Source organism: Streptomyces sp. NPDC023157 (assembly GCF_055560575.1).
The window spans coordinates 426,469-452,549 of the sequence record NZ_JBVHIL010000002.1 but is presented as its reverse complement, the minus strand read 5'-3'; the positions used below and the strand labels follow the sequence as shown (position 1 = coordinate 452,549).

The following is a 26,081-nucleotide window of genomic DNA, read 5'->3' as shown; positions in this document are numbered from 1 at the left end:
CGGTCCGCATTTCCATGTACATCTCAAGCAATCGGGCCTAGCGTCGCCGCGGCGCGACCTTGTACGCACGCACCCGAGGAGCCGCATTGACCACCCGACCCCCCGGTCGGCGAGCTCGCGCGTTCGCGCTGATCGCCGCCGTGAGCGCGACCGCGCTAGCCCTCGCCACACCCGTCGCCCTCGCCGACGAGATACCGCTCGCCCCCGGGCACCGGCTCGTCGCGCACTACGAGGGGGCGCCCGCCACCGCCCGGCCCGTCCCCGCCGAGGCCCCGCCCCAGCACCCGTACCTCGCGCCCAACGGCCGCAGCGGCATGCACGCCGACGGCGCCGGAAGCGGCACCCACCCCTTCCCGGGGCCGCTCGGCCGCGACCCGCGGGTCGACAGCGAGAAGATCGCCGCCCTCGGCGGCGAGTGCGCCACCGTCACCTTCGACACCGGCGTCCGGCTCGTCACCGTCTGCGGCACCTTCAACGGCTTCCTGCTCAAGCTGCTCGACCCGCGCACCCTGGACACCCTCGCCGAGTACAAGCTGCCCCAGCGTTCCTCCACCGTCGAGGCCATCACCCGCCTCGACTTCGAGAAGATCTTCAAGGACACCTCCGGCGGCGCCTACTTCTACCTCGACAACCGTGACCGGGTCGTCCTCGCCGACTCACGCCAGCACGTCCTGCGCCTGGCGCACCGTCAGAAAGCCGACCGTGACTGGGAGTTCGTGGTCGAGGACGACTGGGACCTGACCTCGCTCGTCCCGCACGACTGCGTCAGCTGGACCAACCTGTTCCCCAGCGGCGTCTGCGACCCGGTCACCTCCGTGATGCCCGACTGGGACGGGCGGATCTGGTGGGTGACCCGGCTCGGCCGCGTCGGCACCGTCGACCCCGCCACCGGAGCCCTGCGCGCGATCCGGCTCGACGGCGAGGAGATCCAGAACTCCTTCTCCGTCGCCGAGGACGGCGTCTCCATCGTCTCCGACCACGCCCTCTACAGCTTCCGCGCCGACCCCGACGGCACGCCACGCGTCCAGTGGCGCCAGACCTACGACCGGGGCACCGGCACCAAGCCGGGCTCCGTGAACCAGGGCTCGGGCACCACCCCCGACCTCTTCGGCCAGAACGGCGCGCGGTACGTCGCCATCACCGACAACGCCGACGACCGGATGAACATCCTGGTCTACCGGCGCGGCACCGACGTACCCGCGGCCGACCGGCTCGTCTGCAAGGTCCCGGTCTTCGGCTCCGGCGCCTCCACCACCGACAACTCGCTGATCAGCTGGGGGAACAGCCTCGTCGTCGAGAACAACTACGGCTACGAGAACCCGACCACGCTGACCTTCGGCCGCAGCGTCGTCGGCGGCGCCACCCGCGTCGACGTGCGCGCCGACGGCAGCGGCTGCGACACCGTGTGGGAGAGCGACGTCCGCTCGCCCTCCACGGTGCCCAAGCTGTCCACCGCCAACGGCCTGCTCTACTTCTACGAGAAGCGGCCCAGCGCCCTCGGCATCGACGCCTGGTACCTGACGGCCGTCGACTTCCGCACCGGCAAACGAGCCTGGTCCCGGCTGACCGGCACCGGCCCCGCCTACGACAACAACTGGGCGCCCATCACCATCGGCCCCGACGGCAGCGCGTACGTCGGCGTCTTCAACGGCATCGTCGCCGTCCGCGACGACGCCTGACGCCCGCGTCGCGCCACGACGCGCCCGTGCCCGGGACCCCTCGGAGGTCCCGGGCACTCGCGTCCCGTGTGCGTGGGGGGCTCAGACCATCTCGGGCATCTTGCCGACCGTGGTCTTCACGTCGATCACCGCGAACGCCGCGCCCTGCGGGTCCAGGATGGCCGCGAACCGCCCGAAGGGGCTGTCCATCGGCCCGAACACCTTCCGCCCGCCGGCCCGTTCGGCCGACTCGACGGCCTTGTCGCAGTTGTCGACGGCGAAGTAGATCTGGATGTACGAGGGGACCTCCGCCGGGAAGTCGTCCGGGCCCATCACCATCCGGCCCAGGACGGGGTCCGCACCCAGGTCGAAGACCCGGTAGTCCATGTGCTCGTCCTTGATCTTCTTCGAGTTGAAGCCGAAGACGGCGGTGAAGAAGTCGTCGGACTTCCCCGGCTCGCGGGTGAAGACCTCCGCCCACACGTAGCTGCCCGTCTCGCCCTCCAGCTCGAAGCCCTCGTGGGCTCCCGCCTGCCAGACGCCGAACACCACGCCCGTCGGGTCCTGTGCCAGGCACATGGTTCCGAACTCGCCGACCTGCATCGGCTCCATCAGCAGGGTGCCGCCCGCGTCCTTGATCTTCTCGGCGGTCGTGGCGGCGTCGGGCGAGGCGAAGTACAGACACCAGGCCGACTGCGGCTCGCCGTCCTGCCCGGGCATCGGCGGGACGACCGCCGCGACCGCCTTGCCGTTCTTGTAGGCCTGGGTGTAGTTCCCGAACTCCGAGGCGGACTCGCCGAAGGTCCAGCCGAGCACGTCGCCGTAGAACGACTTCGCCCCCTCGATGTCCGTGAACATCGCGTCGGTCCAGACCGGCGTGCCTTCCGTGCGTGAGGCCATGACGGGACTCTCTTCCGAATCGATGACGTGTCTACGGCCACGCTAACCACGTCCGCCCCCGCCCGCCTGGTGACGCACGGTGACCACGGTCCCGTCGCCCGTCCCGCACCGAGGCCGCCCCGCGGCCGTCACCCGTTCCGGCGCGTCACCGACGGTGCTCGCGGACGGTCGGCGCCAGCTCCTTGAGCAGCACCCAGAAGACCGGGAAGTCCGGGATCTCCTTAGACTCGCGGGCCCACCGGCCCCCGCCGGCGGTCCGCACCACGACCAGGCCGTCCCCGCGCAGCTCGCACCGCCGCACCTGTTCCCACGGGGACGTCCCCGACGGCAGCCTGATGCCCCGCCCGTCCAGCGCCACCTCCCCGAAGGCCACGCTGCCGCCCTCCTCCAGGGTGGACACCGCCGTCGGCAGGGCGCGGCGGACCGTCTCGTCCAGGACGATCTGCGCCAGCTCGCGGATCTGCGAGTCGGTGGGCTTCGGCACGGTCTCCTCGTTGATGAAACCGCCCACCGACACCGCCCGCCGCCCGCCGGCCGACAGCCGGTACGCGTAGCGCGTCCCCGCGTAGCCCCCGTGGACGTAGGTGCGGGTGACGTCCTGGTGCATCGAGGTCACCGACGCCCAGGGCACCGCCCGCGCGCCTCCGTCCGCGCCCGGACAGAGCAGCCCCCGCTCGTACAGGTACACGTACTCCTCGGGCCGTAAGGACGCGTCGGGCACCCTGCCGTACTGCCACACCTGCCGTCCGAGCAGCCCGAACGGCAGCACGAGAAGCGCGATCCCCGCCCAGGCGCCGACCAGGCGGGTGGCGAGGACCGGGACCCACAGGCCCGCGACCGCCAGGAGCAGCAGCGCGGCGGGCGGCACGCCGCGGCGCCGCTCGCCCTCGGAGTGGTGCGTCCGAAAGCCCCGTAAGTACATCCCGAGCCCGGCCTCACGCGCGGCCCGCGTGGCCTCCTCGCCCGGCGGTGGCACCGTCACCCGGTCGCAGGTCGTCACCGCGCACCCCCCTCCCCCTCCTCGGCATGATGTCAGGGGCGTCCCGGGGGTGCCAGACGCTGGACGGCGTATCGGTGGAACGGAGCGTCCTCGATGGGGAGTTCGGGCCGCCACAGCTTCAGGACCTGGGCCGAGGGGAGGAAGAGATCGGCGGGCAGCCGGTCCGGGTCGGTCCACTCCCAGCGCTCGATCTTGTCGGGTTCGGCGACGGCCGGGGTGCCGGCGTGGGCGCGGACGATCGTGGCGGCGGTCATCCGGGTCAGCTCCGCCGAGGTCCGCGTGTCGAGGATGAGTCCGACGACCCGCGCGTCGGCCTCGTCGGCCACGAGCGTGGTCTCCTCGGCCAGTTCGCGCACCGCCGCCTGTTCGATCGACTCGCCGGGGTCGACCTTGCCGCCGGGCAGCTCCCAGACACCGGAGACGTGCAGGCCGAGCAGGACCCGGCCGGCGGCGTCGGTGACCACCACACCCGCGCCGAGCGAGGCCTGCGCGGGTGGGGGCTGGGTGTTGCGGTGGGCGGCGGTCATGGACTCTCCTCGGGCCGGGGCTCGTTGTGCTCCCCAGCCAACACCATGGCACCGACAGCGCTCAGAGCACCGCGATGCCCAGGGGGCGCGAGCCGGCCGCCAGACGGTGGGTGGAGCCGTCGGCGAGGTCGACGACCGTCAGACCGTCCCAGGAGCCGTCGCGGGTGAAGCCGCCCGTGACGTAGGCGGTGCGCCCGTCCTCCGAGACGGCGACGTCCTCGTGCGGGCCGTCCAGCGGGTACACGCGCTCGGCGCCGCCGGGCGAGCGGACGGTGAGGGACGGGCCCCGGTCGCTGTCGGGGTCGATGGGGCCGGTGCCGACGGTGAGGAGCGTGCCGTCGGGGGTGACCGTGACGCCGTGCTGGTGCGTGTTCGCCGTCATCGGCTGGATCTCGGAGCGGCCGGTGCGCGGGTCGAGGACGACGAGCCGCTCGCCCTCGAACGGCAGCAGCAGCCGCCCGTCGGACGGGCGCACCGCCGCGTAGTGCGGCTTCAGCCAGGAGCCGAGCCCGCCCTCCGTCCCGTACGGGGCCACCTCGATGCGGCGCGGGCGCAGGGTGTCGGCGCGGACCACCGTCACGTCGAAGGAGTCGTGGTCCGTCGCGTACACCTCGGAGCCGTCGCGCGCGACGTCCACGTCGAAGGGGCGCCGCCCGACCGGCACGGTGTCCGTGACCTTCAGGGCCGCCGTGTCGATCACCTCCAGGGCGCCGTTCCCGCCGGGCACGTTGACGCCCACGTACACCCGGCGCCCGTCGGGCGACAGGGCGATGCCCATGCCGCCGCCCCGGTACTCGCCGGTGGTGACGGGGCCCGTCGCCGTCCGGTACGGGACGAGGGCGAGGTGCGTGCGGGTGGCGGTGTCCACGACGGCCACGCCCTCGGCGGTGGCCACCCAGGCCCGGCCGTCGGGGCCGACCGCGAGCCCGTACGGCGCGGTGCCGACCCGCACCGAGGAGATCGGGCCGCGCGACGGGTCGACGAAGGTGACCGTGTCCGCGCCGAAGTCGGCGACGAGCAGCGTGCCCGCCGGGGTGGGCGTGCCCGCGGACGGTGACGGGGACGCCGGCGTGGGCGTGGGCGTGGCGGGGGAGTGGGCGGCCGGGGGCGCGGAGACCCCGGCGGCCTCCGTACCGCCCTGGGCGCAGCCCGCGAGCAGGGCGACGGCGGCGGCCAGTCCGGCGAGGGCGCGGTGACGGTTCATCGGCGGGGCTCCTGGGGCGGGGCGGGCGGCGACCCGCGGCAGGGCGAGGCGGGACGGACGGGCCGGGGCGGCGGGACGGGGCCGGGGCGGCGGGAACCGCCCGTATCCCATGCTCCGGCCACCCCGGGGCCCACCGGGTCATCCGATCGGCTGACCCGACGACGGCCGAAGGTCCCGCACCTGGCTGGGTCGGACGACGGCGGAAGGTCCCGCGCCTGCCTGGGGCAGGCCTCTGCCGAAGGTCCCGCCCCCGCCTGGGTCGGACGACGGCCGAAGGTCCCGCCCCCGCCTCCGTCAGACGACGACCACGTCGACCGCGGCCACCGGATTGCAGCCGTAGCCGCGCGCGTTCCACGGCGCCCGCTCCGGCTGGACCGCGCCGTTCGCGTCGGTCGCCCGCGCGAGCACCCGGTAGCGGCCGGGAGTGTCCGGTGTCCACGGGCAGGACCAGCCGGTCCAGGCGTACGGCCCCGAGGGCTGCTCCAGTCCGGCGTCCCGCCATCCCGCCGACGGGTCCTCCGGGGCGTCCTCGTGCACGGTCCGCACCTCGACCCGCCGCACCGGCACCCCGTCGCCCGACCAGGCCCGGCCCCGCACCAGGGTCTGGCGGCCCCGCCGCAGGTCCTCGTCCGGCTCGGGCGCGGTGATCAGCGACTTGACCCGCAGGCCAGCGACCGGGCCCTCGGCGCGGCCGTCCGCGTCGACGTACACGTACTCCTCGGTCTGGAACACCCCGGCGAAGGGCTCCGTGACCGCCCGCGCCCCCACCAGCCACTTCACGTCCGCCACCGCGTACCGTCCGGGGACCACGAGCCGCACCGGCGCGCCGTGCTCGGGGGTGAGCGGCGCGCCGTCCAGGCGGGTGGCGAGGAGGGTGCCGGGGTGGAGGGCGACGGCGAGCGGCAGGCTGCGGGCGAAGGGCTCGCGGTGCCCGCGCACGGTTCCGGCGTCGGCGCCGGTGAAGACGAACTCGACGGCCGCCGGGTCGACCCCGGCGCACTCCGCGACCAGCCGGAACGGCACCCCCGCGAACCGCGCGCAGCCGACCGCCCGCTGCCCCCAGGGCAGTCCCGGCGGCCGGGGCGACATCAGGGCGCGCCCGTTGCCCGCGCACTCCAGGACCACGTCGAGTTCCGTGTGCGGGAGGGCGAGCAGCTCCGCGTACCCGAGGACGGACGGCGCGCGCACCGCCCCGTCGATCCGCAGCCGCCACCCGGCGGGCGGGAGGCGCGGCACGCCGAAGTGGTCGCGGACGAACAGGGCGCCGGCGGGGGTGACCGGTTCGGTCAGGGCGGCCGACGGCGTCTCGGCGTTGTACGGGTCGGTGGTCACCGTCTCCGGCGCCCACGCGGTGGCGCCCGGCCCGCGGGGGATCACGGAGGGGCACATGGTCCTTCCAGGCTACGCCCGGACCCTGCTGGGCCACCCGCCGGACGCTGGGTCATACTGACCCTCCTCGATCAACAGATTGTTCAAGGAGGACTCTTGGGCGCCAGTTTCAAGACGGTCATCGAGGTGGGCCCCGGCCACCTCGCCCAGGCGCGGGCCCTCGGCCACGCCTTCCAGGAGGCCATCGCCCCCGCCACCGTCAACTACGACTTCGACCACATCCGCGACGCGGCCGCCGCGATCCCCGACAGCAGCATCGTGCGGATGGTGCGCGGCTGGGGACTCCAGGAGCACGCCCCCGTCCTGGTCATGGTCCTCTCCCTCAAGGAGGCCGTCCGTCAGGCGCTGCCGCCCGAGTCGGCGCAGGCGTCCTTCTGGGACACCGTCGAGCGCGAACTCGTCGACGCCTTCACGGGCCTCGCCGCCCAGGAGGGCCTGCCGGGCCTCGCCTACTACGAGGAGGGCGCCGACCGCACCCGTTACTACCGGGACCTGTTCTTCGCCCTCCAGGACGAGGAGACGGGCGAGCACATGTACGCCCTCGCGTTCTGCGTCGACGTCACCATCGGCCTCGGCAAGGAGGCCGTCGGCGCCCTGGAGATGACCGACGCCGTCCCGTTCGCCCTCCGCCTGAACGCGATCGTCCTGCGCCAGGAGCTCGCCCCGGCCCTCGCCGCCTGACCCTCCGCACACGTCACGGCCCGCCGTCCCGGGCCATGGCCTTCCGCGGGTACCGGGCGGTAGCGTCGCCGCACAGCGGAGACCGGCGGAAGGACGCGACACGCGATGACCCAGCGGTTCGGCGACTACCAGAACGAGATCTACCTGGCCGGGCTCTTCGGCACCCAGCCCAAGCTGCCCCTGACCTTCGCCGAGCTGGAGGACCGGGCCCGCGCCGCGCTCCCGCCGTCCGTCTGGTCGTACGTCGCCGGAGGCGCGGGCGACGAACACACCCAGAGGGCCAACACCGAGGCCTTCCGGAACTGGGGCCTGGTGCCCCGGATGATGGTCGGCGCCGCCCAACGGGACCTCACCGTCGACCTGTTCGGACTGCGGCTGCCCACCCCGCTGCTCATGGCCCCCGTCGGCGTCATCGGCCTCTGCGCCCAGGACGGACACGGCGACCTCGCCACCGCCCGCGCCGCGGCCCGCACCGGCGTCCCGATGATCGCCTCGACCCTGAGCGAGGACCCGCTGGAGACGGTCGCCGCCGAACTCGGCGACACCCCGGGCTTCTTCCAGCTCTACACCCCGACCGACCGCGCCCTCGCCGAGAGCCTGGTGCGCCGCGCCGAGACGGCCGGCTTCAAGGCCGTCGTCGTCACCCTCGACACCTGGGTCACCGGCTGGCGCCCCCGCGACCTCGCCACCGGCAACTTCCCCCAGCTGCGCGGCCACGCGCTCGCCAATTACACCTCCGACCCCGTCTTCCGCGCCCGCCTCGCCAAGCCGCCGGAGGAGGACCCGCAGGCCGCCGTCCTGGAGTGGACCGGAATCTTCGGCAACCCGCTCACCTGGGACGACCTGCCCTGGCTGCGCTCGCTCACCACGCTCCCCCTCGTCCTCAAGGGCCTCTGCCACCCCGAGGACGTGCGCCGCGCCCGGGACGGCGGCGTGGACGGCGTGTACTGCTCCAACCACGGCGGACGGCAGGCCAACGGCGGGCTGCCCGCCCTCGACGCCCTGCCGGACGTGGTGGCGGCGGCCGACGGACTGCCCGTGCTCTTCGACTCGGGCGTCCGCACCGGCGCCGACGCCGTCAAGGCCCTCGCCCTCGGCGCCACCGCCGTCGCCGTCGGCCGCCCGTACGCCTACGGCCTCGCCCTCGACGGCGCCGACGGCATCGTCCACGTCCTGCGCTCCCTGCTCGCCGAGGCCGACCTCCTCATGGCCGTCGACGGCTACCCGACCCTCGCCGACCTGCGGGCCGAGGGCGCGCTGCGCCGGGTGTGAGAGGGCGCGGCGCGGCCGTTCAGCGCCGTCCGAGGACCTCCGCGAGACGCGAGAACCCGTCCGCGCCGTGCCCGAGCGCCACCGTCCGGCGGGCCAGGCCCTCGGCGGCGCGCATCACGCCCGCCTCGATGCCGTGGTCCTCGGAGCTGTGCACGATGTGCGCCATCGACGACACCGCCGAGGTCAGCGGGTTGCCCTCGCCCGAGTACGAGCCGCTCTCCACGTCATCGGCCCACTCCCGGAACAGCGGCGGCAGGATCGCCCCGATCCCCTCGGCGAACGGGGCCAGTTCGCGCGGCGAGACACCCTCCGCCGCCGCCAGCGCCAGCGCGTGGGTGTACCCCGCCATCGAGGTCCAGAAGATGTCGAGCAGCGCGATGTCGTACGCGGCGGCCCGCCCCACGTCCGCGCCGAGGTGGGTGTGGCTGCCGCCCAGGACGTCGAGCACCGGCCGGTGCTCGCGGTGCAGTTCCTCCGGGCCGCTGAACAGGAACACCGCCTGGGGCGTGCCGATGGTCGGGGTCGGCGTCATGATGGCGCCGTCCAGGTAGCGGATGCCGTGCTCCTCGGCCCACCGGCCGGTGTCCCGGGCTCGCCCGGGGGTGTCGGCGGTCAGGTTGAGCAGGGTCCGCCCCTTGAGCGAGGCGGCCACGGGCTCGCGCCGCAGCACGGCGTCCGAGGCGTCGTAGTCGACCACGCAGACGACGGTCAGCGGGCTCGCCGCGACCGCCTCCTCGGCGCTCGCCGCACTCACCGCGCCCCGGGCGACCAGCTCGCCGTCCCGGCCGGGAGTGCGGTTCCACACGGTGGTGCGCACGCCGGCGGCCACGAAGGCGCCGGCGAGGGCACGGCCCATGGGGCCGAGCCCGATCACCGTGACGGCGGAGGGCCCGGGGGAAGCGGGGGAAGAAGACATGACGGAACTCCCTTGTACACGAGGTGAGCAAGAAGGAAAGAGACGCAGGACCCGGAGGACGACGCCGATGACGCGCAGCCGCGCCCAGGACACCGACGTGTGCGGAGTGACCGCCGCGATCGCCGTGATCGACGGCAAGTGGAAGACCCTGCTGCTGTGGCTGCTGGAGTCCGGCCCGCACCGGCCCGGCGAACTGCGCCGGAAGGTCCCGGCGATCAGCGAGAAGGTGTTGACGCAGGCCCTGCGGGAGATGGAGACGGACGGTCTCGTCCACCGTGAGGTGCACGACGTGGTGCCGCCGAAGACCGTCTACTCACTGACCGGTTTCGGCCGCGAGCTCGCCCGGGCGCTGGCTCCGCTCTCCGACTGGGGCCACCGCAGGCTGGACCGGCTCGCCGAGGAGCGCGCCGCGTCCTGATATCTCGCCGTCCTCCCTTTCAGGCCGAGGTCCGGGGGTTTCCCCGGTCGTCGTCTCGACCTCCATCAGGTTCTCCCGAGGGTGTGGGAGGCGACAAGTACCCACAAAAAAGTGGGTGTCGGGGAACCTGGTGTACACGGCGCGGCGGGCCGTCGTCGGTGCGCAGCCCGGTCGTCTTCGTCAACTGACCTTCCGGCGCCTGCCGTCACCCACCCACCGGCCGCCGCAGTCCGGCGGCCGGTGGGCCCCGGGGTCCTCAGTCCACCGGCGCCAGAAGGTGTCCGAGCACCGCGCGCGTCGCGCGGACCACGGCGGCGCGGGTGTCCTCCGTGTGGTCGAGGGTCTCGAAACCGTGGTGGGCGAGCGGGGCGTCGACGACGTCGACAACCGCGCCGGCCTTGCCGGCGGCGGCGAGGAACTCCTCCACCGCCGCCGCGAACAGCTCGTGCTCCAGGCCCGCCCGGGTCAGCACGATCGGCGGGCTCGCCGCCGACACCGTCCCGGCCGGCCGGAAGCGCGGGTGCACCGCGCGCCAGGCCGGCGGGGGAGCGAGGACGGGGTAGGTCAGGGCCACGGCCCGGAGCCAGGACGGCGGTGCCGCGAGCCAGTCCGCCGAGAGCAGGCCGCCGGCGGACAGGAACCACAGCGCGATCCGGTCCCCGTCCACGCGCGGATCGGCCCGGACGAGCTCCACCGCCTCGGCCAGGTCCCCGGCCGCGCGCGGATAGTCCCCCAGGTCGTGCAGCCGATGGTCCAGGGTCGCCCCCACCGCGCCCAGGCCCGCCACGTACCGGGCGTAGCCGAGCAGGGTCGGCGAGTCCCGCGGCGTCGGCCGCGCGTCGGGCGACACCGGCCCGCCGTGCACGAACAGCACCGCCGGGCGCGGACCCTCGGCCTCCGGCAGATGCAGGTCGACCCGCCCCTCGCGCTCCCGGGGCCGCTCGGCGACGTCCAGGAGGAAGGCTCCCGCGTGCGCCGGACGCGCGTGCTCCGGCGCCGTCACGCGCTGCCCCTCGTCGGCGGCGGCCCGCAGCAGCGCCTCGGCCAGGTCGCCGGGAGCGGAGAGCATCGGCCAGTGCCCGGTGGCCAGTTCGAGGAAGCCGACCCGCGGACCGGCGAGCACCCGGAACGCCGGCGGGCCCGTCGCGACCAGCAGCTCGACCATCGCGATCCCGGAGCCGTTCGCCGTGCACAGCACCCCGGTCGTCGGCCGGTCGAAGGGACTGCCGGTCAGCCGCAGCGGCTGGGTCAGCGTCCGCGCCGGCTGCGGCACGGCGAGCCGGTCCAGCCGCTCCAGCGCCTCCGCCGGAATCCCCTCCAGGCTGCCCCACCGCCGCCACTCCTCGCCCGACGGCGCCGCAACGAACCCGTCCCGCTCCACGGTCCCCTCGGGTACGAGCGCGAGCGCCGCGTCCCCGTCCATCGGCATCCCCGCGTCCAGGTACACCACCCGCGCCACCCGCCCCGGCCGCCGGTCGGCGGCGCCCAGCGCGGGGTGGATGCCGTAGTCGTGCCCGACGAGCACCACCTCGGACGCGCCGCAGGCGTCGATCGCCCGCACCACGTCCGCGACATGCGTCTCCAGATCCGTCTCCGGCCCCCCGGGCGGCCCGTCGACCATCCCCGTCAGCCCCACCGGAACCGCCTCGGCCCCCGCGGCCCGCAGCCGGTCCGCGACCTCCCCCCACACCCAGCCCCCGGTGAAGGGGCCCGACACCAATACGAATGCGGTCATCGTCTCGTCTCCTCACGTTCCTCCTGGCGGGGGAACGGTAGGAACTCCCCTTGGGGGAGGTTCAAGCGCGAGGGGGCCCGGTCGTCCACGCGCCGCGGAGGTTAGCCTGGTGGGTGTCGGCGGGGGAGGGGGCGCGGCGTGTCGTCAGAGGAGCTGTGGAGCATCGGGGAACTCGCCGAACGCGCGGGTGTCACCGTCAAGACCGTCCGCTTCTACTCCGACCGCGGACTGCTGCCCGAGGCCGGGCGCAGCGGCGGCGGGCATCGGCGGTACGGGCCCGAGGCGTGGGACCGGATCCGGCTGATCCGCTCCCTGCGCACGCTCGACCTGCCCGTCTCGGACGTCGGGCGGGTGCTCGACCGCGACGACGACCTGGAGGACGTCGTCGCGGAGCGGCTGCGGGAGGTCGGCGGCCGGCTCGCCGCCCTGCGCTGGCAGGAGGCCTCCCTGCGGCTCCTCCAGGACTGCACCGCCGAGGAGCGTGTGGAGCGGCTGCGGCTCCTCGGGGCCGTGCCCGTACCGCCCGACACGACCGCCCTGGCCCGCTTCTGGCGCCGGACGCTGCCCGTGCGGATGCCGTCCCGGCTCGCCGCCGCGGTCGTCGGCGTCGCCGTGCCCGACCCTCCCGAGGACCCGACACCCGCGCAGGTCCTGGCCTTCGCCCGCCTGCACGAACTCGTCGCCCGGGCCCCCGCCCCCGTCGTCCACCTCGCCGAGCTCGACCACCGGCCCGCCGTGCTGTACGAGGGCCTCGGCGAGGCGTACGCCCTCGCGGCGGCGCACCTGCGGGCGGGCCGCCCGCCCGCCGCGGGCGAGGCGCTCGACTGCTTCGTCGCCGCCTACGCCGCCGCGCTCGGCGTGCCCGACACCCGCGCCTTCCGGCGCCGCCTCGCCAGCCTCATGATCCAGGGCTCCGACCCGCTGATCGCCCGCTACTGGGAGCTGGCGGCCGAGGCGGCCGCGCCCGCCGCCGGCCGCGCCGAACCGACCGCCGGCGCGACCCACCACTGGCTGTGCGTGGCCCTGAAGAGCGGCCCCGGCATGCGGGCGATCCTGACCGGTCAGGAGAAGGAGCGGCCGAAGAACTCCACCTCGGCGACGGCCACCTGACGGCTCGGATCCGCCCGCCACGCCGTGCGCACCACGAGCCGCACGGACACGGCGTCCCGCACCCGCAGCTCGATCTTCTGGGTGCCGCCGTCGTTGATCCGGTGCTGGGAGACGTGCGTCTCGCCCGCCGAGTCCGTGACCACCAGGTCGAAGGTGCGCGGCGTCGCCTGCCCGTCGGCCCGGGTGGTGTTCTTCCCGCTGCCGGGAGTGATCAGGACCGCCAGCAGATCGGTCGGCTCGCCGAACAGCGCCTCCAGGTACTGGCCCGCCGAGTCGCCCGCGTACCCGGTGCCCCACCAGGTGTTGGAATAGCCGTCGCCCGCCATCGCCGCGCCCTGCTTCGGGGCGGAGTGCGAGGCGCGCCAGGCCGCCGGGTGGACCGGCGCCCGGTCGGCGAAGTGGTCCTGCACCGCGCGGGCGGCCGGCGGCCCGCCGAAGATCCCGCCGACGAGCAGCGCCACCACGGCGGTCGTCGCCAGGGCCCGCACGATCCAGCGACTCCGGTCCCGGGCGAGCCGGGGCCGCTGACCCGCGTACGGGCCTTCGGCCTCGGTCAGCGGCCGCGCGACCATCGGCGTCGCGCAGAGGCGGCAGAAGTGCCGGCCGGGGGTGTTCGAGGTCCCGCAGGCGCCGCACGGCGTACCGCCCGGCGCCACCACGGGCACCTCGGCCGCCCGCACCGTCGGCCGGGCCGCGTCCGGGCGGCCCGGCAGCACGGCCGCCGGGACCGACGGGTCGCTCTCCGGGACGGGGACGAGGAGGGCGCGCGCGACGGTGTCGGACGGGCCGGTGGCACGCGGGGGAGCCGGAGCCGGAGCGGGAGAGGGAGCCGGAGTGGGTACGGGAGTGGGAGCGGGGGCCGCCGGGGCCGCCTCGGGCGCGCCGGGCGCCTCGGACGCCTCGACCGGGGAGGCCGTGGGCTCCGTCTCCGGGGCAGGGGCAGGGGCAGGGGCGGGGGCCGGGGCCTCCGGAGAAGGTGCCGTCGCCGACGCGCCCTCCCCGCCGTCCCGTACCGCCGGCAGCGGCGCGGTGACGGCCTCGGACGCCGGGCCGCCCGCGCCCGTACCGCCGCTCCCGGCCGCCCCGGCCGGGAGCGCCCCCCCGCCGTCCCCGTCGCCGGGCGCGGGCGTCGCCGGGCGCGCCGACGGCGTGTCCCAGCGGAGGAACGCGCCGCACGCGTCGCAGAAGGACTGGTCCGCCGCCCGGACCGGACGGGCGCAGTCCGGACAGGGGCGGGTGTTGCCGGTGTCGCTCATGGGGTGGAGGCTCCTTCGGGTGCGGAAGCGGTGGTCACCGTGGTGGTGAACGGAAGATGGGCCGGGCGCGCGGCGGCCACGACCGCGCGCAGCCGGTACGGGTCCACGGCGCCCGGGTCGGCGACCCGGAGGGTGACGTGGAGTCCGGGCACGGGCGCGCCGGGGAACGGGCCGAGCGGGCGCACCGACCAGTGCGCCCCGCCGCTCTCGACGACCTCCGGAGCGGTGCCGAAGGCGAGCCGTACCGCCGCCACCAGCCCGCGCCGGGTGCCGCGCACCCGGTGCAGCGCGACGGCCGCCGCGACGGCGCGGCGGCGGGTCTCCAGCGGCTCGGAGCCGTCGAGTTCGGCGCCGACCCAGGTCGCCAGGTAGTCGACGAAGTCGGCGGGCGCCAGCGCGGGCGAGAAGTACGCCTCCAGCGAGTCCAGCACGTTGAAGAGCGGCGCGAGGACCACGTCGAGGCCCGACACGAACCGGCGCCCGAAGTCGTCCTCCGCGTACACGGCGGGCAGCGCGTCGCCCAGCGGGTACGGCGTCGCCAGGCCCGGCACCGTACCGCGCGCGGAGCCCGGCGTGCCGTGCCGCAGCCCGTTCACCGGGCCTCGATCACGCGGACGTGGTGGTCGAACGGGAACAGCAGCGCGGACGGGGCCAGTTCGATCCGGTCCGTCGCGTCGCCCCGGCGGCCGGTCAGCGGGTCGGCCGGGTGGAGCAGCACCTCGTCGACGAGCTCCACGCCCGGCACCCGCTGGAGAGCCGCGAAGATCTCCCCGGCGCGCAGCGGACGCCCGAACGGCCAGCCCTCGCCGTGCACTCCGCCGGTCAGCGGATCGAGGTACGCGTAGAGCGCGTCCAGCGCGTCGGACCGCACCTTCTCCGCCTTGACGGCCCGGAACGCGTGCAGCGTCGCCACCACCGTCGCCCCCTGGTAGAACGGCGGTCCGACCGCGAGGCGGGTGCCGAGCGGGCGCCGCTCGTCGAGGAAGTCCGTCACCCGGCCCAGCAACTCCTCACCGGGCACCAGCTGTTCGAAGCGCAGCCGGCCGCCCCGGTCGGGCACCGCCTGCGGCACCACGAGGACCCGCACCGCGTTGTCCCCGGCCTCCGCCGCGTCCGCCGCCAGACACGCGATCCGCGCCGCCTCGGGCGCGGCCCGGCGGGCCAGCTCCTCGTAGTCGCGGGCGGTGACCGCCCGCTCCTGGGCGCGCAGCGCGATCGGCGCGCGCAGCCGGGCCTCCTCGACGGTCTCCCCGTCCACCCCGCCGCGCGCCGCCTCACGGTTCTCGACCCGGGCGATGTACGGGATGGAGCTGCGCAGCACGCTGATCGCGGAGCGCGCGACATTGCCGGCCCGGCCGCCGCCGGTGCCGTACCGCGCCACGCGGACCGCCGCGCCCTTCGGCGGCACGGCCCCGAACTGGCGCAGCGTGCCGTCGGGTTGACGCACGCTCGGGCCGAACGCGATCTCGCCGGTCGTCGCGTCGAGGGTGAAGTGCCGGTCGCGGGGGCGGGAGGACGCGAAGTCGGGGACGAGGGTCCACTCGCGCCAGCCCGTCGCCGTGTCGCCCTCCAGCGCGGGGGCCGTGCCGGAAGCGCTCATGTCCTCGGGGCTCCCGGCGCCGGGCCCGTCCGTGTGCTCGGCGACCTGGAGCAGCATCGGCGGCCGGTGCACGACCGGCGCGTGGCTCAGCCGGAACCGCTGCCCCGGCACACCCTCCGACGCGCCCAGCGACTCGTCCCGCACCGTCTCCGCGTGCGCCGCCCGCACCGTACCGCCGATGGTGAAGGCGCTCGCGGCGCGCACCGTCGGCGACTCGCTGTACGCGGGCTGGCCCTCGGCCGCCTGGACGACCCGGCAGCGCACCCAGCCCGCCTCGTGCCGGCCCAGACGGGACACGGCGTGCCCCGCCGGTATGTGCAGCACCACCTCGCCGGGCCGGTTGAGACCGCCCGTGGTGTCCTCGTCGACCTCGCAGCCGACCCAGCCGTCCGTCGCCGTCCACGCCTCCCACACCAGCGGCGGCATCCGCGGGTCCACGCCCACGCCGTCCACCCGGCTGTCCAGACCGAGCACCAGGACACACCCGGGGACGGCCGCCGACAGACCGAACAGCAGCAGGTCGCCGACGGACGGCAGCGGCGCGAACGCGGGCACGTCGGAAGCGCCGAGGACGTCCTGCGTCCGGTCCTCCGGCGTCTCGCCGGCCGGCTGGCGCAGGAAACGAGCCAGCTCGCAGGGGACCACCGTCAGATCGTCGGTGGTGGCGAAGACGACCGCCTCCTCCGTCTCCGTACGCCCGGTCGACACCTCCGTGCCGGCCGGCAGCAGCACCGGCTCCGACTGCGGCGCCGACAGCCGGAACGTGACGTCGGCGTGGGCCGCGGCGGGCGGGAAGAGGGTGATGCCGAGGAGGTCGAGGAAGGCCAGGTGGTTCTTCTCCGGGACCCGGTTGAGGCGGTAGACCAGCTGGTCGGCCATGTGTGCGACGGCCTCGACGAGCGTGACGCCGGGGTCCGAGACGTTGTGGTCCGTCCATTCGGGGCACGCCTGCTGGATGTAGCGCTTGGCGTCGTCGACGAACTGCTGGAAGCGGCGGTCGTCGAGATGGGGTGCGGGCAGGGCCATGGCGGCTCTTTCAGTCCTCGGAGGGGATGACGTAGAAGGGGAAGACGAGGTTGCGCGGATTGTTGGTGCCGCGCACCCGGTAGCGGACGTCGATGTGCAGCGTGGCCGGATCCCCCGGGGCCGGGGTCACCGCGACCTCCTCCACCTCGATGCGCGGCTCCCAGCGCTCCAGCGAGGTCAGCACCTCGTACCGGATCCGCCCCGTCGTCGCGTCGTTCACCGGCGCGAAGACCAACTCGTGCACCGCGCAGCCGAATTCGGGCCGCATCGGCCGCTCGCCCGGCGCCGTCGCCAGCACCAGCCGCATCGACTCCTCGATCTCGCGGTCGCGCCGGACGAGCGCGATCGACCCGCTCGGCCCGGTGCGCAACGGGAACGCCCAGCCCGCACCGACGAAATGCTCACTCATGGAAGGTCCTCTCTCCGCTCACGGGCCCCGTCAGAGCGGAGAGGCCGCGATGGCCGGATTGGGCAGCGGAACGGTGAAGGTGACGATGTTCGGGGCGTTGAGGACGGCCTGCGGGGCCGAGGCCTTGAACCGCGTCCCCGCCTTGATGTCGACCCCGAGGGCCGACTTGATGTCGACGCCGGTGCCCGCGCTGAGACTGATCTTCCCCACCGCGGAGAGCGTGAGATCCGCCCCCGACTCCACCGTCACCCCCCGCGCGCCGCTGATCGTCACCGTGCCGTCGCTGTCGACGGTGAGCGTCGTGCGGGCCTCGTTCAACTCGATGCTCAGCTTCCCCTGCGCGGTCCGCAGCCGGATGCCGTGCGAGGCACGGGTCCGGCCGCCGCCCTCCTCCCGCAGCTCCACCGTGTGCCCGGTGCGGGAGGTCAGCGCCCGCCACTGCACCCGGCCGCTGGTCGGGTCGACCGGCGGCACCCGGTCGGTGGCCGGAGTGTGCTTGTCGACGCCGTTGTACAGCCCGGCCAGGACGTACGGGTGCTCCAGCGAACCCCGGTCGAAGGCGCACAGCACCTCGTCGTCCACCTCCGGCAGCATCAGCCCGCCGCCCCCGCGCCCGCCCAGCTGCGCCACCCGGCACCAGTCGCTCTCGTACGTCGCCGACAGCCACGGGAACCGCAGCCTGACCCGGCCCAGCGACAGCGGATCCTTCGTGTTGGTGACCAGCGCGACCGCCACGCCCGGCATCGGCGGCGCCGGCTCACCGCCGCCCGCGGCCGTCCCGTACAGCGAACGGAACTGGCGCCCCGACACGGTCAGCCAGGACGTGAACTGCCGCCCCGACGCGAAGACATGCCGCACCCCGGTCGCCGTGTAACGCCCCTCGAACGGGAACCCGGCACCCTTCACCGCCACCGGCTGCCCCGGCTTCAGCTCCGGGTTGCCGGTCACGGCCACCTCCACCTCCGCGAACGAGCCCGTGACGTCGTCGGCGAGCGCCCGCGCCGCCTGCCGCACCTCCGACTGGGTGGTGAACGGCCGGTCGGCCAGCGTGAGTTCGGCCGTCCCGAACGGAGCGGACAGCTGCGCCGGAGTGATGTCCGAGACGATCTCCGTACTGCTCACCGCCGGCGTCGGCGAGGACAGTTCCTGCCGCGTCCGCGGATCCCAGCCCCGTACGTCGACCCGGCCGACCTGACCCGCCGCCGTCACCGACACCCGGCTGTGCAGCGTGTTGTGCCCGAAGTCCAGGACGTACGGGCTCTGCGCGGCCGGCGTCGTGTCGGCGGGAGCGGACGCGGCGGGCGGCAGCGCGGCGAAGGTCAGCCGGCCCGCCGGGTCCACCGCCAGGCGCACGTCGTTCGCCTGCGCGAGCCGCGACAGGAAGTCCCAGTCGGTGATGTTCGGCTGCGTCGCCAGCTCGTAGACCGTCGGCGTCGAGTCGACCTGCCCGAGCGGCACCCGGTTCAGCGCCGCCACCTTCCGCACGATGTCGGAGGCCGTCATGTTCGGATAGCCCTCGACCCGGCGGTTGCGCAGCAGCCGGTGCCCCGGGTCGTAGCCGCGCACGATCAGATACCGCCCGAGCGTCGGCGCCGCGTCCGCCTCCAGCGCCGTCACCTCGCCCGTGAGCATCGGCGCGCCGAGCCGCCCGTCGGTGAACGGCGACAGCACCGCCATCGCCCCCACCTTCAGGAAGGGGAACTTCTCCGTCAGCGTGCCGTCCTTGTCGCTGAAGGTCAGCTGGAACGCCGACGGCACGTTGACGCTCGCGTCCACCCAGCCCTCGGTGAGCCGGACCGCGAGCGCGTCGGGGAGTGTCACCCCGTCCAGCTGCACGTGCAGGACGGTGGTGAAGGTCTTCTCGCTCATGCGGCGCCCTCGCTCGGCGATCGGAAGGTCGGTACGGAAGGTCGGACCGCCGACGGAAGCTCGGCGGCGGACGGCAGCAGCAGCTCCGTGCCGGGGCTCAGCCGCATCGGGTCGTCGATGCCGTTCGCCTCGGCGATCACCCGCCAGCGGGTCGCGTCGCCGTACTCCCGCCACGCCAGCGAGGCGAGCGAGTCACCGGCGACCGTGCGGTGCACCCGGCGCGCGGACAGCGCGCCGGACGTCGGATTCTGCTTCTTCGTCTCCGACGCGACCTCGGTCAGCGACAGCGAACACGTCGCCCGGATCGGCACACCGCTCGGGCTGAACAGCGTGTAGTTCGCCGACACGTTCGTCACGTACGCGACGAACTGCACCGTCGAGAACGAACCCCACGAGAAACGCACCCACGGCGGGCTCGGCGCCTTCGAGTCCACGCTCTGCGCCGTCACCTCGCAACAGGACAGCAACAGCTCCACCTGGTTCTGCACCGCCGTCGAACTCGGCGTCCCCGACGCGTCCAGGAACACCTCCAGCTCCAGCGACGCCGGCCGGCTGCCCGTGAACTTCGGCGGCGCGCCCCGGGTATAGGCGACCGCCGGCTCCGTGTGCCAGTCCGCCGAACGGCTCAGCCGCAGCTGGTCCGGGTTGAACTGGAACCGCACCTCGCCGATCGCACCGCCCATCGAGCCGCCCAGATCCGTCGGCGGCTGATGGATCGACAACGAGGCCCGCGACAGACCGCGCGCCGCCTTACCGCCCGAGGGCGCCGCCATCTCAGGCCCCTCCCGCGTCGGTGAACCCGTGGTGCGCGATCTCCAGGGTCTCCGTCGCCACGGACGGGTTCCCCGGATCCAGACTCGGCCCGGTCCACCGGACCGGCAGCACCTCCACCAGACCCCACTGCGCCACCACCGACTTGTCGGCCCGCAGCGCGGCGATCTGCGCCGTCGGCCGGGTGATGCCCGTGGCCAGCGACGAGATCCACGCGGCGACCCGCGCGGTGTCCGGGGTCAGCGGGCGCGTGAGACGGATGGTCGAGAACGTGACACGGGTGGGCAGCTGCCAGACGAAGCCGTTGTTCCCGCCTTCGTGACGCTGCTCCACCTCCACCTCGGAGGCGAGACCGTCACAGCCGTTGAACAGACCGAGGTCCTGACCGTCGATCGTCAGTCTGAAGAAGATGGTGGAGGCGGGATCCAGGGGCTGGGGCATAGGAGTTCTCTCGGACTCGGTGGGGAGGGTGGTGACGGACGGTCGGGGGCGGCGCTCTCTCAGCGCCCGTGATCACGCAACCGGCCCACCCGCTCCCGGTCCGCCCGCAACTCGGCCCGCAACAGCCGCGACAGCGGCGTGACCAGCCGCCGTGCCAACTCGTCCAACTGCGCGGGCGAAGCGGAGGCCGCGGCCCCCGCCGCCGGCTCCGGCGTCGCCGAGGCGGCACCGGCCGAGCGCTGCACGGTGGCACGGGGCGGGAGAGGGGTGGGCGTGACGGGCACGGGTACGGGCGCGGGCGCGACCGTCGGAGCCGGCGCGGCAGCCCTCGCCTGCACCGCACGGCTCGGCGCGGGCGCCACCACGACAGCCGGCGCCTGCTGCACGACGACCGGCGTGCGCACGGGCTGCGCGGGACGCGGCGCGGACAGGGGTACGACGGGAGGCGCGGGGGTCCGTCGCTGCACGGCGACGGGGGCGGAGGGGCCCCCGGGCGCGGCGGGCGCGGAGGGCGCGGCAGGCGTGACGGGCACGACGGCCCTGGAGTGCGCCGCGGGCGCCGCGGGGGCCGCGGGGGCTGCTTGCGCGGCGGGGGCCGGGGCGTTCGGGGCGGTGTGCTGAGGGGCGAGGGGGCGCGCCGTCGCCAAGGGGAGGGGGGCCGGTCCCGTCGTACGGGCGAGGGGGAGCGCGATGCGCTGGACGGGGGCGGTGGGGCGGGGCATGGGCGGTGCCGGTGCCGGTCCCTGGGCGGGCGCGGGCGTGCGCTGGAGGGCGGGCGGCTGCGGCGCCGGAGCGGCGGGCGCGGCCGGCGGGGGAGCGAAGGAGGGGCGCGAGGCCGCCTGGGGCGTCGCCGGCTGCGTGGGAGCCGTGGACGGCGCCGTGGGCGTGACGTGCGCGGGAGTGAGGGACGGAGCCGAGGCTGCCGTGACCTGCGCCGGAGGGGCGGACGGCCTCGGGCTCGGTGCGGGCGTCGGCTGCACGGGCGTCGCGGCAGGCGCCGAGGACGTGACGTGTGCCGGAGCGGCAGAGGGAGCCGGGGCTGCCGTGGGAGTGACCCGCGCGGGGGTGGTGGCCGGACCCGGGGTCGCCTTGGGGGCCAGTTGTACGGGGGTGGTGGACGGAGCCGGGGGCGTGGCCTGTGTCGGGGTGGGGGTCGGGCCCGGGGTCGTCTTGGGTGCGAGCTGCACGGAGGTGGTGGTCGGACCCGGGGTCGCCTTGGGGGCCGGCTGTACGGGGGTGGTGGACGGAGCCGAGGGCGTGGTCTGCGCCGGAGCGGCGGATCGGTTCGGGGTCGCCGAGTGGGCTGCCTGCGCGGGAGTAGCGGACGGAGCCGGGGGTGTCGTCGGCGCGGGAGCAGCCGACGAGGTCGGGGCGGCCGGCGGCGTGGCCCGGGCCGGAGCCGGGGGCGCCTCCGGCGTCGTCTGCGCGGGAGTGATCGGCGGGCCGATCAGGGACCGACGCGGCCTCGGCGCGGCCGGAGCCGCGGGCGTGTCCGACACGGCTCGCTGGACCGGCGCCCCGACTCCCTTGCGGACCGGGGCCGTCGGCGCCGCCCCCGTACTCCAGTCGGCGCCCGGAGCGCGGCGGGAGCGGCGCACCGGAGGGCCGGACCGCGCGCCGGTGTCGCCGGCCGGGGTCCCGGGCCCGTCGAGGGGAGACGGACCCGGGACGTCGAGGGGCCGCGCGGCGGCGGGGGCAGGGCTGGGCTCCGGGGTCGCGGCGGTGCTCCGGGCGACGGTGACGGCTTCCGGGGCGGCGGCCGCCGTCCGCTGGACCGGGGGCGTCGGCTGCTGGCTGCCGGGCGCGACGACCGGGGCCAGGCGTCGCTGCGGGGCCGTGCCGGCCGTGGCGCGGGCCGTGGTGAAGAACGCGTCGCGTACGGGACGGGCGACGGGCGTGACGTGACCGTCGGCAGCGGGCCGAACCGGGCGCGCCGGTTCGGCCCGCTGAACGGCAGGGGTGCTCGGCGCGGGGGAGGGGCCCACGGCCGAATCGCCCCTGGCGGGGAGCGCCGCAGGGTCGGCGCTCGTCTGGGGCGCGCGCTGGACGGCGGCGGCGTCCTGCGCGCGCGTGAGGGTGGGAGCCGTCCGGGTGGTCGGAACGACAGGTCGCGCGGGCTCGGCCGCCTGAGACGTCGAGGTGTGGTGTGCCGTTCCGATCGCCCGGCTGACGGGCGTCGCGGCGGCAGCCGCCGAGTCCGCCTTCACCGTCGCAGGCTGGGCGGGCGCGCCGGTGGCCCGCTGAACGGGCGAGGCCGGCACACCGGCCGCCCGGTCCACGGGCCGGGCGGCAGCGTTGGTGCCCGCCGCCCGCTGGACGGGCGTGGCCCCGGGTGTTGTCGCCCCCGGCGCACCGGATGCCCGCTGGGCGGGCGTGGCAGAACTGGTGGTGTCCGCCGCCGACTGGGCAGGCGTGGCCCCCGGCGCTCCGGATGCCCGTCGGGCGGACATCGCGGAACCGGTGGTGTCCGCCGTCGGCCGGGCAGGCGTGGTCCCGGGTGTCGCACCCGGCATGCCGGACCCACGCCGGGCGGGAGCGGCGGCCGAGTTGGTGCCCGCCGTCCGCTGGACAGGCGCGCCCGCAGCCCCGGCGGCCGTGGCCGAGGCGCCACCCGTGGCCCGCGCAGCCGCCGGCACGGCACCGCCCGCACCCTCCGGTGCCGTCACCGGCAGCCGTACGGCCGGGAGTTCGGTGCCGGTCGGGCGGTCCGGGACGACGCGGACGGCGTCGAGGAGGAGGCCGCTCGGGGCGGTCGGGGTTCTGCCGTGGCCGAGTTCGCGCTGGAACGAGGGGTCCGCGTGGGTGGCGAGGGCGGTGGAGAAGGACGGGTCGGCGACCCGCTGCGGCGGGGCGAGGACGCGCTGGACCGGCGGGAGTGCCGCCCACGCGTCGCCCGGGCCCGTGCGCGGCGCGGCCTCCGGCGCCGGCGACGTGTCGCCCGAGCCGCCGCGGCGCGACTTCCACCTGCCGAACATTCCCATCCCCTCCTGCTCCCTCACTGCTCAGGTACGCCCGCCTACGCCTGCGCCGACCGCTCCACCAGTGACGCGGCCCGCTCGACGTACCGTCTGCGGTCCCCGTGTTCGAGGTCCAGGACGTCGTCCAGGGACCAGTGGAAGTGGTAGGCGAGGTACGCGGTCTCCTCCTCGATGCGGTCGGCCGCGTACGTCACGATTCCCCCAGGCGGCTCCCGGCCAGCTCGACCTCGAAGGACTCCGAGCAGTGCGGGCAGGCCACGGCGGCCCGGGTGTGGCCCTCCGCGTTGATCTGCCGGTAGAAGTCCTGGAGGAACGCCAGGTCGGAGGCGAACATGTTCTCCACCGTCCCGTCGTGCACCGACGGCAGCGTGCCGAGCCGGGTGACCACCCGGCCGAGCAGGACGACCGACAGGTAGGCGGGGTTCTCCCGTACCCGGACGTCCCGCAGCGGGACGAGCTCGTCCCGGGCGGTCGCCAGCCGCATCGCACCCCGGCGGTGCACGGTGCCGGACTCGTCGACGTACCCGCGCGGCAGCTCGAACTCGAACTCCGTGCGCAGCGGTTCGCGTCGCTCCTCGGCGGCAGCGGAAGGGGACGCGGGCGCGCCCCCGGGGCCTTCGCGTCGCATTACTCGATGACCAGCTCTTCGAACACGATGGTGACGGTCTCGGTGAGCGCGGCGGCGTCGCCGGCCTTGACCCCGCTCGTGTCGACCTTGCTGCACCAGGCGTTGCGCAGGTTGTACCGCTTCACCGGGTTGTTCTGGAAGTCCATCATCATGATCGTGGCGTTCTTGCGCGCGGAGCCCATGTCGCCCGCGATGGACTGGTTGATCCACTCGTTGAAGGTGGCGCTCTGCGTCATGCCGCGCACGACGGTGCACTGACCGGCCTTCTTCACGCCGGGCATCTTCTTCACGACGGGCTTGCCGTCGGCCGAGACCTGCTGGTACTCGATGACGTCCTGCTCCATCGACAGGCCGCTGACCTCCTGGAGGTACTCGACCATGACGCCGTCGATCTGGAGGCCGAAATTATGGGTGGTGAGGGCGTCACCGGGCTGCAGGGACATGCGGGGTCACTCCTTGGTTCTGGTTCGTCGAGAAAGGGCGCGGTCGGCGCGCGGGGGTGGGGCGGGAGGGGGTGCCTCCCGCCGGGGAGAGGGCTCCTACTCCTCCAGCTCGCCCCCGCCGCCCTGGAACTGCGCCAGCCGGAAGACCACGAACTCCGCCGGCTTGACCGGCGCGATGCCGATCTCGCAGACCACGCGGCCGAGGTCCACGGACTCCGGCGGGTTGGTCTCCTCGTCGCACTTCACGTAGAACGCGTCCTCGGGGCGCTGCCCGAAGAGGGCGCCGGAACGCCACTCGTTCACCAGGAACGCCGAGATGTTGCGCCGGATCCGGGCCCACAGGGCCTGGTCGTTCGGCTCGAAGACGACCCACTGGGTGCCGATGAGGATCGACTCTTCGAGGTAGTTGAAGTAGCGGCGCACGTTGAGGTAGCGCCACGCGGGGTCGGAGGCCAGGGTGCGGGCGCCCCACACGCGGATGCCGCGGCCGGGGAAGGCCCGGATGCAGTTGACGCCGACGGGGTTGAGCAGGTCCTGCTCGCCGCGGGTGATCTGGAGCTCCAGGTCGACGGCGCCGCGGACGATCTCGTTGGCCGGCGCCTTGTGCACGCCGCGCTCCGAGTCGTTGCGGGCCCACACGCCGGCCATGTGGCCCGACGGCGGGACGGTGCGGGTCTGGCCGGAGGCCGGGTCGAAGGCCTTGATCCACGGGTAGTAGAGGGCCGCGTAGCGCGAGTCGTAACCGGCCGTCTCCTGACGCCACTTGCGGATGTCGCGGGCGTTCATGGCGGGCGGCGGGTCGAGCAGCGCCATCCGGTCGCCCATCAGCTCGCAGTGCGCGATGAGGCCGAGCTGGACGGCCTTGACCTGCTCCAGGTCGATGAGCCCCTGCTGGTAGGCGGCCATCAGGTCGGGCACGGCGACCATGGTGATCTCGTCGAGCGCCTCCAGGCCGCCGAAGCCGGTGCGGTCCGCCGAGTCGCCGATGAACTGGCCCGACTCCAGGGTCTTTTCCTGGCCGGTGCGGGCCGCGGGCACGGGCAGCGAGGCCGGGGCGGGCGGGGTGAGGGTCACCGACTGCGCCTCGGGGCGGGCGGGCGCGGCGCCGGCCGTCTCCTCGACCACGATCGTCTTGGACCGCTGGCGGACCTGGGTGACGACGAAGTTGCGGGCGCTCTTCTTCGCGCTGACGTCGAAGCTCTCGACGGCCTTGTCGCCGTCCTTGACGACCAGCTTGAAGCGCTCGTCGTCGCCCTCGGCCTCCTGCACCTCGACGGTGAGCGTGCCGTCCGCGCCGGACCCGGCGGCGATCGCGGCGACCCGGAAGGCGCCGAGCGCGACGGCGGTGCCGGGCAGCAGCTCCTTCGGGGCGTCCGTACCGCTCGCACCGGCGGACGCGGGCAGCGCCCCGGAGGCGTCGCTGCCGCCGACCCGGACGATGTACGCGGCGGTGCCACCGTTGTTGAAGAAGCCGTAGACGGAGTGCGCCAGGTAGTACCCGTCCGAGAAGTCGCCGAAGGAGGCCACGTACTGGGACCAGTTGGTCACCAGGGTCGGCTCGTGCAGCGGTCCGGTCGGCGCGAGGCCGACGAACGCGGCGACGGAGGTGCCGACGCCCTCGATGGGGCGGGAGCCGCTGGCGACTTCCTCGACGTAGACACCGGGGGAGAGGTAGGTGGGCATGGGTGCGTGCGCTCCTCGATGGGTACGGAGGACGGGAAAGAGGCGGTGACGCTTCCGACTCTCTCCCGCCCGCGCGCCCCGGCGCGTGGACGAACGGGCGGCGCCGAGGGCAGCGATCGCTGCCTCAGCGGACACCCGGAAGGGCAGCCCGTACGGAAGGGCAGCGA

General features: G+C 74.9%; 24 protein-coding genes. 5 read left to right on the top strand and 19 right to left on the bottom strand.

Annotated features, from left to right (window positions below):
- Positions 1 to 86 precede the first annotated feature (86 nt).
- On the top strand, positions 87 to 1,679 hold the full coding sequence (locus ACZ3ZE_RS07670) for a hypothetical protein (RefSeq protein ID WP_467257915.1): 1,593 nt from the start codon (positions 87 to 89) through the stop codon (positions 1,677 to 1,679).
- An 81-nt stretch (positions 1,680 to 1,760) separates the two neighbouring features.
- On the opposite strand, the gene ACZ3ZE_RS07665 is transcribed toward ACZ3ZE_RS07670, so the two are convergent.
- The 5 genes from ACZ3ZE_RS07665 to ACZ3ZE_RS07645 form a co-directional block, all read right to left on the bottom strand.
- Positions 1,761 to 2,558, bottom strand: coding sequence for a VOC family protein (locus tag ACZ3ZE_RS07665; protein WP_361180107.1), 798 nt, complete (start codon positions 2,556 to 2,558; stop codon positions 1,761 to 1,763).
- A 145-nt stretch (positions 2,559 to 2,703) separates the two neighbouring features.
- Positions 2,704 to 3,558, bottom strand: coding sequence for a DUF6585 family protein (locus tag ACZ3ZE_RS07660; RefSeq protein WP_467257913.1), 855 nt, complete (start codon positions 3,556 to 3,558; stop codon positions 2,704 to 2,706).
- A gap of 32 nt (positions 3,559 to 3,590) precedes the next feature.
- Positions 3,591 to 4,085 carry a nucleotide triphosphate diphosphatase NUDT15 gene (locus tag ACZ3ZE_RS07655; RefSeq protein WP_467257910.1) on the bottom strand — a complete coding sequence of 165 codons (495 nt, stop codon included), beginning with the start codon at positions 4,083 to 4,085 and terminating at the stop codon, positions 3,591 to 3,593.
- 61 nt (positions 4,086 to 4,146) lie between these two features.
- Complete coding sequence (locus ACZ3ZE_RS07650; protein ID WP_467257908.1) at positions 4,147 to 5,289, bottom strand: YncE family protein; 1,143 nt, start codon at positions 5,287 to 5,289, stop codon at positions 4,147 to 4,149.
- Between the two features lie 294 nt (positions 5,290 to 5,583).
- On the bottom strand, positions 5,584 to 6,678 hold the full coding sequence (locus ACZ3ZE_RS07645) for a sulfite oxidase (RefSeq protein ID WP_467257905.1): 1,095 nt from the start codon (positions 6,676 to 6,678) through the stop codon (positions 5,584 to 5,586).
- Positions 6,679 to 6,774: 96 nt separating this feature from the next.
- On the opposite strand from ACZ3ZE_RS07645, the gene ACZ3ZE_RS07640 reads away from it, so the two are divergent.
- On the top strand, positions 6,775 to 7,359 hold the full coding sequence (locus ACZ3ZE_RS07640) for a Type-2Aa cytolytic delta-endotoxin (RefSeq protein WP_442305324.1): 585 nt from the start codon (positions 6,775 to 6,777) through the stop codon (positions 7,357 to 7,359).
- Positions 7,360 to 7,464: 105 nt separating this feature from the next.
- Positions 7,465 to 8,631 carry an alpha-hydroxy-acid oxidizing protein gene (locus ACZ3ZE_RS07635; protein WP_361170308.1) on the top strand — a complete coding sequence of 389 codons (1,167 nt, stop codon included), beginning with the start codon at positions 7,465 to 7,467 and terminating at the stop codon, positions 8,629 to 8,631.
- A 19-nt stretch (positions 8,632 to 8,650) separates the two neighbouring features.
- Here ACZ3ZE_RS07635 and ACZ3ZE_RS07630 read toward each other — a convergent pair whose 3' ends face one another.
- Complete coding sequence (locus ACZ3ZE_RS07630) at positions 8,651 to 9,547, bottom strand: NAD(P)-dependent oxidoreductase (RefSeq protein WP_361170311.1); 897 nt, start codon at positions 9,545 to 9,547, stop codon at positions 8,651 to 8,653.
- Positions 9,548 to 9,614: 67 nt separating this feature from the next.
- Between ACZ3ZE_RS07630 and ACZ3ZE_RS07625 the strand changes: the two genes are divergently transcribed.
- A complete protein-coding gene (locus tag ACZ3ZE_RS07625) occupies positions 9,615 to 9,965 on the top strand; it encodes a winged helix-turn-helix transcriptional regulator (protein ID WP_361170314.1) in 351 nt (116 codons plus the stop codon).
- Between the two features lie 256 nt (positions 9,966 to 10,221).
- Here ACZ3ZE_RS07625 and ACZ3ZE_RS07620 read toward each other — a convergent pair whose 3' ends face one another.
- The gene (locus ACZ3ZE_RS07620) at positions 10,222 to 11,700 is read right to left on the bottom strand and encodes an alpha/beta hydrolase (protein WP_361624411.1); all 1,479 of its coding nucleotides are present in this window, start codon (positions 11,698 to 11,700) and stop codon (positions 10,222 to 10,224) included.
- Positions 11,701 to 11,838: 138 nt separating this feature from the next.
- Here ACZ3ZE_RS07620 and ACZ3ZE_RS07615 point away from each other — a divergent pair, with 138 nt between their 5' ends.
- Positions 11,839 to 12,810, top strand: a complete 972-nt coding sequence (locus tag ACZ3ZE_RS07615; protein ID WP_361170319.1) for a MerR family transcriptional regulator — start codon at positions 11,839 to 11,841, stop codon at positions 12,808 to 12,810.
- On the opposite strand, the gene ACZ3ZE_RS07610 is transcribed toward ACZ3ZE_RS07615, so the two are convergent.
- The 12 genes from ACZ3ZE_RS07610 to ACZ3ZE_RS07555 form a co-directional block, all read right to left on the bottom strand.
- On the bottom strand, positions 12,762 to 14,066 hold the full coding sequence (locus tag ACZ3ZE_RS07610) for an NADase-type glycan-binding domain-containing protein (RefSeq protein ID WP_467257903.1): 1,305 nt from the start codon (positions 14,064 to 14,066) through the stop codon (positions 12,762 to 12,764). The genes ACZ3ZE_RS07615 and ACZ3ZE_RS07610 overlap by 49 nt on opposite strands.
- A complete protein-coding gene (locus tag ACZ3ZE_RS07605; protein ID WP_361170325.1) occupies positions 14,063 to 14,662 on the bottom strand; it encodes a phage tail protein in 600 nt (199 codons plus the stop codon). Before ACZ3ZE_RS07605 ends, ACZ3ZE_RS07610 begins: the two co-directional genes overlap by 4 nt.
- Positions 14,659 to 16,692 (bottom strand): putative baseplate assembly protein, encoded by a 2,034-nt coding sequence (locus ACZ3ZE_RS07600; RefSeq protein WP_361624402.1) that lies wholly within the window; start codon positions 16,690 to 16,692, stop codon positions 14,659 to 14,661. Before ACZ3ZE_RS07600 ends, ACZ3ZE_RS07605 begins: the two co-directional genes overlap by 4 nt.
- A 10-nt stretch (positions 16,693 to 16,702) precedes the next feature.
- Positions 16,703 to 17,101, bottom strand: a complete 399-nt coding sequence (locus ACZ3ZE_RS07595) for a GPW/gp25 family protein (RefSeq protein ID WP_361170330.1) — start codon at positions 17,099 to 17,101, stop codon at positions 16,703 to 16,705.
- A 30-nt stretch (positions 17,102 to 17,131) separates the two neighbouring features.
- A complete protein-coding gene (locus ACZ3ZE_RS07590) occupies positions 17,132 to 18,970 on the bottom strand; it encodes a VgrG-related protein (protein WP_361170333.1) in 1,839 nt (612 codons plus the stop codon).
- Positions 18,967 to 19,743, bottom strand: coding sequence for a CIS tube protein (locus ACZ3ZE_RS07585; RefSeq protein WP_361170336.1), 777 nt, complete (start codon positions 19,741 to 19,743; stop codon positions 18,967 to 18,969). Before ACZ3ZE_RS07585 ends, ACZ3ZE_RS07590 begins: the two co-directional genes overlap by 4 nt.
- Before the next feature lies 1 nt (position 19,744).
- Positions 19,745 to 20,182 (bottom strand): phage tail protein, encoded by a 438-nt coding sequence (locus ACZ3ZE_RS07580; protein WP_046912444.1) that lies wholly within the window; start codon positions 20,180 to 20,182, stop codon positions 19,745 to 19,747.
- A 59-nt stretch (positions 20,183 to 20,241) separates the two neighbouring features.
- The gene (locus ACZ3ZE_RS07575; protein ID WP_467257902.1) at positions 20,242 to 23,157 is read right to left on the bottom strand and encodes a hypothetical protein; all 2,916 of its coding nucleotides are present in this window, start codon (positions 23,155 to 23,157) and stop codon (positions 20,242 to 20,244) included.
- A 41-nt stretch (positions 23,158 to 23,198) separates the two neighbouring features.
- Positions 23,199 to 23,354, bottom strand: a complete 156-nt coding sequence (locus ACZ3ZE_RS07570) for a DUF6760 family protein (RefSeq protein ID WP_361170345.1) — start codon at positions 23,352 to 23,354, stop codon at positions 23,199 to 23,201.
- Positions 23,351 to 23,788, bottom strand: a complete 438-nt coding sequence (locus tag ACZ3ZE_RS07565; protein WP_329426625.1) for a hypothetical protein — start codon at positions 23,786 to 23,788, stop codon at positions 23,351 to 23,353. Before ACZ3ZE_RS07565 ends, ACZ3ZE_RS07570 begins: the two co-directional genes overlap by 4 nt.
- Positions 23,788 to 24,231 (bottom strand): phage tail protein, encoded by a 444-nt coding sequence (locus ACZ3ZE_RS07560; RefSeq protein WP_361170348.1) that lies wholly within the window; start codon positions 24,229 to 24,231, stop codon positions 23,788 to 23,790. Before ACZ3ZE_RS07560 ends, ACZ3ZE_RS07565 begins: the two co-directional genes overlap by 1 nt.
- A gap of 96 nt (positions 24,232 to 24,327) precedes the next feature.
- A complete protein-coding gene (locus tag ACZ3ZE_RS07555; RefSeq protein ID WP_467257899.1) occupies positions 24,328 to 25,914 on the bottom strand; it encodes a phage tail sheath family protein in 1,587 nt (528 codons plus the stop codon).
- Between the last annotated feature and the right edge of the window lie 167 nt (positions 25,915 to 26,081).